The organism is Microcoleus sp. AT3-D2 (genome assembly GCF_036705715.1).
In the GTDB taxonomy this organism is placed as follows: domain Bacteria; phylum Cyanobacteriota; class Cyanobacteriia; order Cyanobacteriales; family Microcoleaceae; genus Microcoleus.
Genome location: NZ_JAUBVE010000003.1, coordinates 1 through 13,217, shown reverse-complemented (window position 1 = coordinate 13,217; position 13,217 = coordinate 1). Strand labels below are relative to the sequence as shown.

The 13,217-nt window shown below is 46.2% G+C and carries 14 protein-coding genes and 1 tRNA gene; 9 read left to right on the top strand and 6 right to left on the bottom strand.

Features of this window, described 5'->3' with window-relative positions; all coding sequences use genetic code 11:
• The first annotated feature begins 69 nt into the window (after positions 1-69).
• The 6 genes from QUB44_RS02300 (at position 70) to QUB44_RS02275 (ending at position 4,774) form a co-directional block, all read left to right on the top strand.
• Complete coding sequence (locus tag QUB44_RS02300) at positions 70-621, top strand: GNAT family N-acetyltransferase (RefSeq protein WP_172187348.1); 552 nt, start codon at positions 70-72, stop codon at positions 619-621.
• Positions 622-1,095: 474 nt separating this feature from the next.
• Positions 1,096-1,169 (top strand) — tRNA-Pro (locus tag QUB44_RS02295).
• Positions 1,170-1,321: 152 nt separating this feature from the next.
• Entirely contained in the window at positions 1,322-2,152 is an 831-nt protein-coding gene (locus QUB44_RS02290) for a Tic22 family protein (RefSeq protein WP_333362603.1), read from the top strand.
• 126 nt (positions 2,153-2,278) lie between these two features.
• The gene (prmC, locus tag QUB44_RS02285) at positions 2,279-3,166 is read left to right on the top strand and encodes a peptide chain release factor N(5)-glutamine methyltransferase (RefSeq protein ID WP_333362600.1); all 888 of its coding nucleotides are present in this window, start codon (positions 2,279-2,281) and stop codon (positions 3,164-3,166) included.
• A gap of 53 nt (positions 3,167-3,219) precedes the next feature.
• Positions 3,220-3,813 (top strand): L-threonylcarbamoyladenylate synthase, encoded by a 594-nt coding sequence (locus QUB44_RS02280; RefSeq protein ID WP_333362598.1) that lies wholly within the window; start codon positions 3,220-3,222, stop codon positions 3,811-3,813.
• A 25-nt stretch (positions 3,814-3,838) separates the two neighbouring features.
• A complete protein-coding gene (locus QUB44_RS02275; protein ID WP_333362595.1) occupies positions 3,839-4,774 on the top strand; it encodes a HAMP domain-containing sensor histidine kinase in 936 nt (311 codons plus the stop codon).
• Positions 4,775-4,965: 191 nt separating this feature from the next.
• On the opposite strand, the gene QUB44_RS02270 is transcribed toward QUB44_RS02275, so the two are convergent.
• The 4 genes from QUB44_RS02270 to QUB44_RS31060 all read right to left on the bottom strand — a co-directional run bounded on the left by QUB44_RS02270 (position 4,966) and on the right by QUB44_RS31060 (position 7,341).
• The gene (locus QUB44_RS02270) at positions 4,966-5,454 is read right to left on the bottom strand and encodes a GNAT family N-acetyltransferase (RefSeq protein ID WP_333362592.1); all 489 of its coding nucleotides are present in this window, start codon (positions 5,452-5,454) and stop codon (positions 4,966-4,968) included.
• 510 nt (positions 5,455-5,964) lie between these two features.
• A complete protein-coding gene (gene hemB, locus QUB44_RS02265; RefSeq protein ID WP_333362590.1) occupies positions 5,965-6,948 on the bottom strand; it encodes a porphobilinogen synthase in 984 nt (327 codons plus the stop codon).
• A gap of 185 nt (positions 6,949-7,133) precedes the next feature.
• On the bottom strand, positions 7,134-7,277 hold the full coding sequence (locus tag QUB44_RS31065; protein WP_445299859.1) for a transposase: 144 nt from the start codon (positions 7,275-7,277) through the stop codon (positions 7,134-7,136).
• A 1-nt stretch (position 7,278) separates the two neighbouring features.
• Entirely contained in the window at positions 7,279-7,341 is a 63-nt protein-coding gene (locus QUB44_RS31060) for a hypothetical protein (RefSeq protein ID WP_445299860.1), read from the bottom strand.
• 113 nt (positions 7,342-7,454) lie between these two features.
• Here QUB44_RS31060 and QUB44_RS02255 point away from each other — a divergent pair, with 113 nt between their 5' ends.
• The 3 genes from QUB44_RS02255 (at position 7,455) to QUB44_RS02245 (ending at position 10,756) form a co-directional block, all read left to right on the top strand.
• Positions 7,455-8,630, top strand: coding sequence for a transposase (locus tag QUB44_RS02255; RefSeq protein ID WP_333362587.1), 1,176 nt, complete (start codon positions 7,455-7,457; stop codon positions 8,628-8,630).
• Positions 8,631-8,887: 257 nt separating this feature from the next.
• The gene (locus tag QUB44_RS02250; protein WP_333362584.1) at positions 8,888-9,871 is read left to right on the top strand and encodes a DUF1517 domain-containing protein; all 984 of its coding nucleotides are present in this window, start codon (positions 8,888-8,890) and stop codon (positions 9,869-9,871) included.
• Between the two features lie 330 nt (positions 9,872-10,201).
• Positions 10,202-10,756, top strand: a complete 555-nt coding sequence (locus tag QUB44_RS02245; RefSeq protein ID WP_333362582.1) for a cyclic nucleotide-binding domain-containing protein — start codon at positions 10,202-10,204, stop codon at positions 10,754-10,756.
• Positions 10,757-10,981: 225 nt separating this feature from the next.
• Here QUB44_RS02245 and QUB44_RS02240 read toward each other — a convergent pair whose 3' ends face one another.
• On the bottom strand, positions 10,982-11,428 hold the full coding sequence (locus QUB44_RS02240; RefSeq protein WP_333362578.1) for a hypothetical protein: 447 nt from the start codon (positions 11,426-11,428) through the stop codon (positions 10,982-10,984).
• A gap of 325 nt (positions 11,429-11,753) precedes the next feature.
• Positions 11,754-12,521 carry a hypothetical protein gene (locus QUB44_RS02235; protein ID WP_333362575.1) on the bottom strand — a complete coding sequence of 256 codons (768 nt, stop codon included), beginning with the start codon at positions 12,519-12,521 and terminating at the stop codon, positions 11,754-11,756.
• Between the last annotated feature and the right edge of the window lie 696 nt (positions 12,522-13,217).

Sequence of the window (13,217 nt, the reverse complement as noted above, 5' to 3'; positions counted from 1 at the left end):
ATCGGAGTGGGTTTATCTGTCTGGTTCTCTTTCTCGTCGTCCAACTTCTACTACCTTAACCGCGCCTGCATGGGTTTTTGGAAAAACTTATTTAGTAGTTCTGAGTCTGCCTCTGTACCCCAAACAGCGGATTTTGAGGAAGATGTGGCTGTTGGGTTAGGCGATCCGCTTTCCCCAACGTTTCGCAAACCCGCCAGCGGCAACGCTCGCATCTTTTTCAGTTGCGATCGGGACATTGACCTCTACGAACTCGAAGAACTTTGTAATGCAGTGGGTTGGTCCCGCCGTCCCCTGCGTAAAGTCAAAAAAGCTATTCAGCACAGCTTCCTAGTCGTCTCTATGTGGGAGATGCGGGGCAGCCAGCGACGGCTGGTGGGTTTCGCCAGAGCGACTTCAGACCATGCTTTTAATGCCACGCTTTGGGATGTGGTAGTTCATCCCGACTACCAGGGCAAAGGCATGGGCAAGGCGCTGATGAAATACATCATAAAAAAACTCCGCAGTGAAGATATCAGCAACATTACCTTATTTGCTGACCCTCAAGTGGTGGATTTTTACCGCAATTTGGGCTTTATGTCCGATCCAGAGGGAATTAAAGGTATGTTTTGGTATCCTGATTAGCGAGGTGCAGGTCGGCGTTGATTTGTTGAGGATATACAACACAATATTGACGCTGCCAACACCGAATGCACCTGTGCCCTGCGGTCAGTTACGCGCGGATGTATCTCGCCATCAGGGCCGTTATGAAGCTGTGCAAGTATTGTCAGCCGATTTGAGATTTGACACTGCGGTGAGACATTCGGCGAGTGATCAGACGATCGGCGAGCGCTCAGTATCGCCGTCGAGTCGCGCTCAGTCGAACTATTTGAGATGTGAGATTTATTCCACAGATGAATCTGGGAGCTTGAACTAGGGTCTAAAATTGTCAGAATCTCACAATAGGAGTCGGGGGCTTGTATCCATTTTGGGGTGGGGTCAAACCTCACAACCTGAAAAAAACTTCGCCTGAGCTGCATCTAGAGCTAAATATTTAATAAAGCTTGACAAGCCAGCGGTTTTGTGTATTAATGGTTAGAGGTTAGCTAACTATAGCACCGGGATGTAGCGCAGCTTGGTAGCGCGCCTGCTTTGGGAGCAGGATGTCGCAGGTTCAAATCCTGTCATCCCGATCGCACAATGTTAAATAATAGATTGAAGCATAACTGTCTCTGATGTTTACATTTCGTCAAAATGAAAACAAATTGAGGCAGTTTTTGCCGATCGTGTTAAGTCGCCAGTCTTTGCGTTAATGTGTTTCAGGATCGCTCCTGATGGAAAAAACATGAAATCATTAGTTCGTTTGGGCGCAATATTGGGAATTGTCGGCAGCACTCTACTGGGCTCCTCTCCAATTGGCAATATGTCTGCACTGGCACTGCCGGAGCCGCAAATTTTGGAAAAATTGCGCTCGGTGCCGGTATTTACGATTACAGACGCTCAGGGTGCGCCCCTGATCGCTTCTGTTCCCAAGCAGGGTGAGGGTCAAACTGGTAATGCTTCCGTGGCGGGAATTTTCATCAGCCAGAAAGACGCTCAAGCTTTTGTCGATCAACTGAAAACCAGAAATCCTCAGTTGGCGGCAACGGTGCGCGTGATGCCAGTATCCCTGGGCGAAATTTATCAGCTCACTCAAGCAAATAAAGGCAAGCCGGAGGAAGTGCAATTTGCTTTCGTTCCGGCTCCACAGCAGGTGCAGTCGGCTAAAACTGTACTTCAGCAGACTGGTCAACAAGTTAATGAGTTCAACGGTGTACCTCTGTTTTTGGCAAGAGGCGGCGCCGAAAATGGTTATTTGACGATTCAGCGGGGTCAGCAAGAGGTGATTCCCTTGTTTTTTAACAAGGAGGATTTACAGGGTATGGTCGATCGTTTTAAGCAGCAGCAGCCGAACGTGACAGCCACAATTAAGATTGAGGTGGTGAACTTGGAGAGCGTTTTGGAAGCTTTGCGTACTGAGAACGACCCGTTTTTGACCCAAATGATTTTGATTCCGTCGCGGGAGTCGCTGGAATTTGTGCGATCGCTCCAACCTGCCGGTGCGGGCCAAAATCCACAGGTGGCTCCAGCTCGGCCGGCTCCAGCCTCTCCGGCTCCAGCTCGACCGGCTCGCTAATAGTTAGTCAGCAGTCATCAGTCATTAGTCATCAGTTATCAGTCATTAATTAGTAGGTTGGGTTTCTCGACTCAACCTACTATTTACGAATTAGCAATTAGCAATTAGCAATTATTATAAAGCCTTATGTTTGTTTCTGGTTTAGAGGTTTGGCAGTGGATGAATCAAGCTAAAACCGAGGCGCTCGCCTCTGACATTCCTCTAGCAGAAATCGACTGGCTGCTGCAAGAGCTGGCTGGTTTGGATAGGTTGGCTCTGCGTTTGGAGTCGTTTAAAGATTTGCCAAAAATAAAATTAAAGTTGTCTTTATCTGAGCTGGCTCAATTGTGGCAGCGGCGCTTGCAGGAACGGGTGCCGGTGCAGTATTTAACCGGAGTTGCACATTGGCGGCATTTTTCGCTCAAAGTAACGCCGGCGGTGCTAATTCCGCGTCCAGAAACGGAATTGCTGATCGATTTGGCTGTAGAAGCTGTTAAAAGCTATGGTGTCAATCCAAAATCGCATTGGGTGGATTTGGGGACGGGCAGCGGGGCGATCGCGATCGGCTTGGCTTCTGCGTTGACAAATACTAGGGTTTATGCAGTAGATTGCAGTTCGGAAGCTTTGGCAGTGGCTCGACTGAATGCTGAGAATTTGGGTTTTGCATCGCGAATTAATTTTTATCAAGGTTCGTGGTGGGAACCGCTAACCTTTCTTAAAGGTCGCGTTAGCGGCATGGTCTCTAACCCCCCTTACATTCCCAGCAGCACGGTACTGACTCTGCAACCGGAAGTTTTGAAGCACGAACCTCATCTGGCCTTAGACGGCGGTTTTGACGGGTTAGAGTGCATCCGGCATTTGGTAGAAACGGCTCCCGATTATTTAGAATCCGGGGGAGTTTTCTTGGTTGAGATGATGTCGGGACAAGAAACGGCGGTAGCTGATATGCTGCAAAGTCACGGGAGTTACCGTGAAGTTCAGATATTTGCTGATTTAGCAGGAATCGATCGGTTTGCCTTAGCGTATCGACGTTAGGTTTCAAGAATATGTCGTACTTCTCAAATCTAAAATCTAAAATCTAAAATGGCATGACACAAGTTTCGATCGACTCCTTGATTCAAGCGGCAATTTCTGGCAATCATATCGTCAGTTTTCCTACAGATACTGTACCCGCTTTGGCTGCGCGTCCCGATCGCTCGGAGTTGATTTTTGCAGCTAAACGCCGCAGTCAAGACAAACCGCTGATTTTGATGGCGGCATCGGCGAGGGCTTTGTGGCCTTACGTGCAGGGAAGTCCAGCAGAGTTAAAATTGTGGCAGCAAGTAGCCGAATCCTATTGGCCGGGGGCGTTAACTTTAGTGCTGCCGGCTTCGCCAAAAGTTCCGGCGGCTCTCAATCCCATCGATCGGACTACAATCGGAGTACGAGTGCCTAACTTTCCCCTTGCGCTCAAAATTCTAGATCAGACAGGCCCTTTGGCGACTACCAGCGCTAATTTATCCGGTCAGCCGCCTCTGGAGTCGGTGGCAGAAATTGAGGCTGTGTTTCCCGAAGTCTTGACATTAGTGCCTTCTGAATTAGCAACAGCGGCAACAGCTTCGAGTTTGCCTTCCACTGTTGCTAAATGGAGTGGCAGCCATTGGGAAATATTGCGACAAGGCGCGATCGAGTTAGAATGCTAAAAGCTAAACTCCAAGGCAAAGCAATATGGCGCCGATCGGCTGGAGCGAATTTATATATTTAGGTATGGGACTGGGGCTGGGTTTGGGAAGCAGTTTGATTTGGCGCCGCCGGCAAAAAAGCTCGCAACAGCCCGAACCTGCACCCAAAGTGCCGCCACCTCCGCAAGAAATTCACTTAGAGAAGTTTGATGCCCTTTCCGACCAACTTAAGCAAACTCAATTGGCTTATCAGATGGCCTCGGAGATGAGCCAATTTAAGGCGGGTTTTTTGGCTCGGACTTCTCACGAGTTGCGATCGCCCCTGAGCACTATGATTGGTACGCTGCAATTAATTCTCTCGGATTTGTGCGACGATCCTGCTGAGGAACGAGAGTTTGTCGAGCAAGCTCACGTCGCGGCACTCAAGCTGGTGAAATTAATAGATGAAATTATCTCTGTTGCTAAAACTGAACACGGCACTGAAACGATGGATATTGAGCCGATTCAGTTAGCTAAAGTTTTTGACGAGGTTGATGATTTAACTTACTTGCAAGCTGCTAATCGCGGCATTCGTTTGGAGATATTGCCGCCAGATCCGGGGATTTATGTATTGGCAGATTTGCCGAGGTTTAGGCAAGTTTTAGTCAATTTGGTAGATACTGCTGTTGCTCAGATGGAAGAGGGGAGTATTTCTGTGTCTGCCCATGCTTCGCCGGAATCTGGATACGTTCACATTTGGGTGGACGATCAGCGTTCAGTGAGTGCTTGGAGCGAGTCTTGGGATTTGCTGAAGCACGATTTGGAGTGTGATGTTACCAAGAGTAGCGATAATTCTCAGGTGTCTTCTGGAATGAAGTTATTGATGAATCAGACTCTTTTAAGTTTGATGAGCGGAAAGTTGGAGGTTCTGGCTGTACCTTCTGAGTCCGAAGAGTGCAATTTTAACCGGACTCAGTGTTCTATTCCTTTGGCAACTTTCTGATGAAGAAAGTTCGGCCACGAGCAATGTACGGGATGTAACGCAGTGGGGAAGAGGGCAAGGGATTTAACTGATTTAACTGAGGGCGGGAAGATGGAAAAGGGAAGATGAAAGAAGGAAATTATTTATAGGGAGTAAGGTGCGCCCTGACGCACCCTACATATTATAGATTTTGATGCCCATCTTGTGATTATTTAACAATTAGCAGTTAGCAATTCGCCGTTGCTAACTTCTAATTCGAGATTCTCTTCGAGAAGCTGATTTTCAAGTACCATTGTGGTGCTAGCGTTTGGCTGAAAACCGATGCGCTCGTAGAAGCTTTGTTTGTAAGTTGTCATCAGGTAAACTCGCTCTACTCGGCACATCCGAGGGTGACTCAAGACGGTTTGCACTAATTTGCGGCCGAGTCCTGCACCTTGGTAATCCGGGTGAATGGCGACATCCCAGATGGTAGCTCGATAGATGCCATCTGAGGTGGCTCTGGCAAAGCCGATCGCCCGTGAGCCGTCCCAAACTGTAACAACTGGTTCGCTGTTGGCGATCGCAATTTCCCAATCTTCTATCTTGCGTTCCCTCGCCCAAAAGGCGGCGGCTTTAAATAGTTCTTGGATCTGTGCGATGTCTGCGCGATCGCGACCTATACAAAATTGAATGTGACTGGAATCCCTAGTCGTTGATGTCATGCTCAATCTGCCTTCAAGTTGTATCTAAACTGTGTTACTTTTACTGTCTTAGCGGGTATAGTTAATTTTGCGTGGGAACAATCAAGGATTTAGTTCCCCATTTACAAAACTATTTTTAGTTATACATATTTTTTAACTAATTTCGGTGATTATTAATACTTTTTGGGGTAAATTTTGTCAAAAAGTCTTTGACTCAAAATTCCCAACTTATAACTCATACCATTTGAGACTTTAGATTTCAGATTTTAGATGGGGAATGACTGATTTTTTAGGGGTTTGGAGTTTGTCTACAGAGAAACCTGGTTTTTTCTCACGTCTATTTCGTTACAGCCCACCGAAACTGTAAAAACCCGTTTTCGAGGTGTCGTTTATCGGTAAGCGTAAGTGATAGCTTGTGTGTTGCCTAATTGCTCAAAAATTACCTATCCAGAGAGGTATTGACTCCACGAAAATACCCGAAGATTGTGCTGTGGAGTCAATTCTTTAATCTCTAATCTCAAATCAAGTGAATCAGTTTTGCAGCCAGCGGGCGGCGTCTTTGGCGTGATAAGTCAAAATCAAATCAGTACCAGCACGCTTGAATCCTGTCAAAGTTTCCATCACTACTCTTTCTTCATCTATCCAACCGTTGAGGGCGGCGGCTTTCACCATCGCATATTCTCCAGAAACGTTGTAAGCAGCAACTGGCAGGTTAGTTGCTTCCTTCACGCGCCAGATGATGTCCATGTAAGCTAAAGCGGGTTTAACCATGAGCATATCTGCGCCTTCGGCAATGTCGAGAGCAATTTCTTTAAGAGCTTCGCGGCCGTTTCCCGGATCCATTTGATAGGTGCGCCGATCGCCAAATTGCGGAGCAGAATCGGCCGCATCCCGGAACGGGCCATAATAAGCTGAGGCGTATTTTGCCGCGTAAGACATGATGGGAATATCTTCAAATCCAGCAGAGTCCAATCCTTCGCGAATTGCTCCGACAAAACCGTCCATCATTCCCGAAGGTGCGATAATATCGGCACCGGCTTTAGCTTGAGCCACTGCGGTTTTCTTGAGCAATTCTAGTGTCGGATCGTTCAAGACGCGGCCGCTTAAATCTCCGACTTCCAAATAGCCACAGTGACCGTGATTAGTATATTCGCACAGACAAGTATCGACCATGACGATTAAATCTGGTACGGCTTTTTTAACTGCTTCAGTCGCTTTTTGGACGATGCCGCAGTCGTGCCAAGCACCTGTTGCGTCTGTGTCTTTATCTGCGGGAATGCCGAATAAAATAATAGCCGGAATGCCGAGGTCGTAGACTTCTTTTGCTTCTTCTACTATTTTGTCTACCGATAGCTGGTAAACTCCCGGCATCGATGTGACTTCTTTAGCAAAAGCTTCCCCCGGTACGGCAAATAGGGGATAAATTAAATCGCTGGTTGTCAAGATATTTTCGCGTACCATCCGGCGGAGTTGGGGATGGTTGCGGAGGCGGCGGGGGCGGTGAGTTGGAAACATAATGTTTTTTTAATGTGAGGTCAAGTCCGGTAATCGGGACTGGTGGCTTTGTCTTAACTAGAACAGGAGAACTCTCACACTTACCGCGACAGCGATAGTGTTGTGATGAATTCGGGTGAGTTGACGACCATCCGGTTCCTGATGTGCGAAGCACGGAGGAATCGGATGTTGTCGTCAACTCACCATTATACAGTGGCTTCAGTGGGAGAATCTTGTGCTTCTATATATTTGCGAAGCGTAGATACCGTTACCCCCCCACAGCTTGAGACCAAATAAGAACCACTCCAGAATACATCCTTCCAGTAAAACTTTTCGCTCGTGTTCCGCAAATTATTGGCGAAGTTTTCTAGAAGAAACTGACTTCAGATTATTTACCAGCTTACTCAGTTCCACGTCTGGATGATCTTGAAAGAGTAGATGAACGCGATCTTCTTCCCCTTGGCACTTTTAGCTAAATAGGTGTATACTAAAATAGTAACACTAATTTAATCTCTTGAAAAAACAGCGTGAGAACATCTTATCAATACCGACTAAAACCGACTAAAGAGCAATCAAGCATTATTGACAACACATTAGATATGCTGCGTGGTCAATACAATTATCAGCTTGCTCAAAGGTTTGATTGGTATGAGCAAAATCGTTGCTCTATTGACAGATGTTCGCTTGTTATTTGTCATATTCCTGAGTTGAAAAATAAGCCTAATAGGTTGAGCCAGCAAGCAACGTTGACTCAACTAAAAGTTGATAGACCTTGGTATAAAGGCATTCATTCTCAGGTGTTACAAGAAGTCCCTAAAAAGGTCGAGTTAGCTTTTGATAAATGGTTAAAGGATGACTCCCAGGGTAAAAAATCAGGTAGACCTAGATTTAAAGCCAAAGGGCAATACAAAACTTTTACATATCCACAATTCAAGCAGCATCACTTTGTTGGAAATAAAATTACGCTGTCTAAAATTGGGATCGTAAAGGTAATTGTTCATCGTCAGACACCTGATGGGTTTGAAATCAAGACTGTCTCTGTTACGAAAAAGTCAGACGGCTACTATGTAACCCTGAGTCTTGATGACCAAACAGTTCCAACAATCAAACCTGATTTTGAGGCAAACAATATTGTAGGCATTGACCTAGGGTTGATTGATTTTATTGTCACGTCAGATAATGAGAGGATTGGCGCACCTAAGTTCCTACGCAAAGCTGAACGCAAGCTAAAGTCAGCACAACGCAAAGTTTCCCGTACAAAAAAAGGTTCTAATCGCCGAAAAAAGGCAATCAATCAACTGGGAAATCAGCATAAAAAAGTAGCTGATACTCGCAAAGACTTTCACTTCAAAACAGCAAAAACACTTCTAAATAAATATGACGTGGTGGCTGTTGAGAAACTGAATATTAAAGGACTAGCTAAAACACGAGTGGCTAAAAGTATAAACGATGCTGGCTGGGGACAGTTTATAAACATACTGACAAACAAAGCCGAAAATGCTGGTTTAAAAGTAATAGCTGTAAATCCAAATGGCACCAGTCAAGAGTGTTCCAGTTGTGCTCACAAAGTAAAAAAGCCACTGTCCCAACGAATACACAATTGCCCGGTATGTCATGTCAGTTTGTGTAGAGATTGGAATGCGGCTATCAATATCAAGAACCGTGGGGCACACGGTCTTAAAGCTCAGTCAATGTCCTCATAGAGGAGTCCCTGAGAAGCCCTCACTCACTCTTCGGGGAGTGTGGGAGTATGTCACAAGTCTAGAGCTTATTGTTTGCCGATCGCCCCCTACCTAGGTAAACTTCTGTAAAAGCTTTGATGCTGGGAAAGCAGACTGAGCTCTCTTGGGTGCTTTAGATCGGTTGGTACGGATATCTCGCTGGCTTCATACCTATAACCAGGCTGCCCAGAAGCGAGGATAGACTGTAAATTATAAATGTATCGAATAGTAACGGTCTTATGTACAAGCAACTAATTTCAAAGATGAAACCGCTTTTGAAATCACTATTTGCGATCGGTCTGGTACTGACGCTAGCCCTCGGTAACGCTGATGGAGCTCTGGCTGCCCGCAGCGGAGGACGCATCGGGGGCGGATCTTTTAGATCTCCGGCGCGCAGTTACTCGTCTCCTAGTCGCACTTACGCACCGTCGGGAGGAGGCTACTATCCGGGCGGTGGCTTCGGAGGTGGCTTTGGTTTCCCGTTCTTGCTGCCGTTTTTTGGCTTTGGGGGCGGGTTTGGTGGCCTATTCTCGATTTTGATTTTTATTTCGATCGCTAATTTCCTCGTCCAAAGCTTCCGCCGCGCCGGGGGCGGAACTGACGAACTCGGCAACAGCGCCGCCACTACCACCGTATCTGTCGCCCGCTTGCAAGTTGGTTTGCTAGCAGAGGCCCGCGGTTTGCAAGCCGAACTCGACTCCTTAGCGCAAAAAGCGGATACTGATACAGCGACAGGTCGTGCTCAAGTGCTGCAAGAATCTACTCTGGCCCTGCTGCGGCATCCTGAATACTGGGTTTACGCGGGCGCTGAATCTGTGCAAACTCGCTTGGAAGCAGCCGAAGCTAAGTTTAATCAACTTTCTTTGGCAGAACGCAGTAAATTTACTGAAGAAACGCTCTCGAATTATAACAATCAGCTCCGGCAAGCAGGGAGCAGCAATATCCTGCCAGGTTTGCAGGAAAATGGGGCGCTGGTTGCTTCTGATTTGAATTCAGATCCTGGGGAATTTATTGTGGTGACGGTGATTGTCGGTACTCAAGGCAAATTGCAATTGCCAGCAGTGAAAAACTCTGAAGATTTGCGCCAAGCTTTGCGCCAGATTGGGGGAGTATCGAGCGAGCAGTTGCTGGCGGTTGAGGTGCTGTGGACTCCTCAAGCGAACGGGGACACTCTGACTGCTGACGATATGTTGGCGGGCTATCCTGATTTGCGATCGATTTAGTGAGCAAGACTGGGCGCGGAGCATTGTCTGCCGCGCCCCATCCCGCACCAAAGCTGGCCGGGTCAACTCAATTGCTTTTGAGACGCGAATTTTACATGAGTTTTTTGAGGTCGATCGAGTTAAAAAAGATTGTTTAACAAATGCTAGTATTGAGAGATCATGATTCAGCGTGATTCATCTGCTATTGGCAAAGCCTGCCCGATATGGGTTGTGCGAAGAAGTTAGGCAGGGTAAAAAAAACTGTATTGAGCGAGGACTGCTTCGGAAGAAGTTGCGATCGCGCGCCATCTAAATTTTATATAAAGAAGAAGCGATCGAGAGCTAAAACTTATGGCCGACAGCAGCAGAAAAAAAGCACTTTTTATTTTGAGCCAGTTAAATAATGACGATATCAACTGGATCGTCCAAAAAGGCAAAAAGGAAGTTCTAGATCCGGGCGGGATTTTGATCCATGAAGGGAGACAGATAGATGCGCTCTACATTGTTTTGAATGGGAGTTTGAGTGTTTTAATCGAGGCTGAGCGGACTAGAGAACTCGCTAAAATAGCCAGCGGAGAACTGGTGGGAGAAGTCTCTTTCATTGACGCTCGCCCTCCTTTGGCAACGGTAAAGGCGATCGAAGAAACTCACTTGCTGGCAATTCCTAGGCGGCAGTTAGTAATCAAACTTCAAAACGATATGGGCTTTGCTTCCCGGTTTTATTATGGAATTTCACTGTGTCTGGCAGACAGGATGCGCGGTACGATCAGACATATAGAATACGGTCGCAATATTGAATTAGATAAACCAGAATTTGAACGAGAGGATATCAATCCTAACGTCCTGGAAAATTTGGCGCTAGCTGAGGCTAAGTTTAATTGGCTGAGGGAAAATGTTAAAGCTTGAGGAATTTTAAGGCGTTTTTGAGCTGGGTCTGAAAACTTGCCGATTGATACGGTAATTGAGAGGTGTACCATGTAACCTCTCAACTCACAAAACAGATGTGCAAAGCAAAATAGGGGCGGGTTGTACGGGAAACATCGAGCGATAACTGCCGGAACTATAAAAACCCGCCCCTTTGCTTTGCCGTTGCAACCTCCCGCGCCCAAATGCAACTACCAACCACACAATCTAGATAATGCCCGGCCCTTTGCCGCGGGTGTCTGCATCCATTGTCAGTTTTCCTTCCTCGCCTTTTTTATCTTTGACTTCTGCGAGAATTCGAGCGCGTTCTGCGGCTTCGGCTTCTTCTTTTGCTCTCAAATCGCCGGGTTCGTTGATGTACATTTCCGGTTCGACCGCGTAATTGTTAACCAGACCTTCTTTGTCTACTGTATAACCATCTGTGGTGTGAATGCTTTCGTTATCGGTTTGGTCATCAGTTTTTGCACTTTTCTGCTTCCCTTCGGTGGTTGTGTGCATGAAGTTAGCGCCTTCGCGTTCTTGCCGCGCTGCTGTCTCCGCAGGAGTAATGCCCCTGTCGTAGTGGGGGGCTTCCATATCGGCTTCGATTTGTTCGTCGGCGGGTGTTGATTTGCTAACTTCTTTTTTGGGGGGTATTGGTTGGCGATTAGTCATGATTTATTCCTGAGTTATCTTTTCAAAAAGGTCTTTGGCTTATGTTTAAATATTAAGCCAAAGCTAGCTCATTCACAAACTATCTTTGGTTATAGTTTGCGAAAAATTGCTGTGAGGGAAAATACCTTTATTTAGTCTTCCTGAAGAGTGAGAAAATTCTGTTTTTATTTAAAAATTAACTATATGCGACTATTTGGCATCTATCTAAAGATTGGGAATTGGGAATTGGGCATCGGGCATCGGGCATTGGTAACTAATGACAACAGTCAACAGTCAACAGTCAACAGACAACTGTCAACAGTCAACAGTCAACTATCAACTGACTTTACGATTCTTTAAAGAAGCGGATGATTTCGCGGACGTGGTTGAGAAATTGTCCGTCATCGGTGAGTTGGGCGATCGCACTTTCTGCATCTCTTCTCAGTTTAGTGTGTTCTGCCTGATTTGTCGCTTGCAAAGATTGTAGAGATGCCGATACCGTAGTTAATTCTCTTCTGATAGCTTCCCGTTCCCGATTTTGGACAGCCACCCACGAATTCGGATTGTCTGAACTTAATTGATTGCTCAAATCTCTAACTGTAGATTCTAAGTTTGCAAAGCGGCTGCGGAGTTCGACAATATCTTCACGGGGGTGCAAAAATTGGCGGCGGATATTTGTCAGCCGCTGGGCTAAATACTGATAACCTCGGATAGCTGGACGCAGTACAGTTAACAGCAGTGCAGCACCGGAACTGAGATAGCCAATAACACTAATTCCTGCGGCGGCTAGGCCGTAAAGTGCGATCGCGCTAAACAGGTGAAGTGCGATCGCCACAAAGAGCGATCGGCTAACTAATACAGTAACGTATTTGACTTGTTCCTGATCGACAGCAATGTTTTTTTTAGTCGATTCTGCGGCTTGCGCTAAAACTTCTTTAGCTTCAAAATGGATATTCCAGGGAACTGTAACTATCAGCAACAGCCATTCAAAAATAGCAATGGCAATTACCCAATCAATAAAACTGCCGGCGGACACGTGCAGCCATTGCAGAATGGCAAAAACTAGCAGCAAAAATATGCCTGTGGCGGCACCAAAACCTGCGAAAGAATACATAGCGATGCCTTGGTGGAATGTTGTTTTGATTGTGGGTAGGTGTTTTAGGTCTGGAGGAATAAGCTGTGACAGTTAAGTGAGCGTCCTATTAATCCCGGTTCATTAGTTATGAGTAAAAGTGCAGGCCAAGGGTTGCGATAAACCTGTTTTTTCCCACAAATACTTGCTGTACCTCAATCATGCAAGGTAGTGGAGATTTGGGGTAGGTTGTTTAGGTATGGATTCATAAGGTGTGACAGTTAAGAAATCGTCCTATTGAACCCAGTTTATTAGTGATTAGTAATGCTCCGGGAGACAAGGGTTTCCAGACGCCTGGTTTGTTCGAGGAACGTACACGGCCTTGAACCCATCCATAATAGTTAAATGAAACGGTTGGTTTGTTTGGGAGTGCGTAAGTCCTCAATAATTCGTCATTGGCGATTAAGTAGAGCGACACGCAAAAACTTGACAATCTAACAAAATGTAAACGGATCACAACCTCTGGGATTGCTTCATTTCACTCGCTTTTGACTACTTATATTTTTCGCAGTTCATCTACTTAGTGATCGGGATGAAGTCACTTTCTCCCCAACTCATACCATTTGAGATTTATCAATACTCCGGACAGTTTTTAAAGAGAGATGCGACGCCTACGGCAAGCAACGCTTACGCAATAAATCACAGAAGCGAAAAAAGTGAGTGCAATCTGAACCCAAA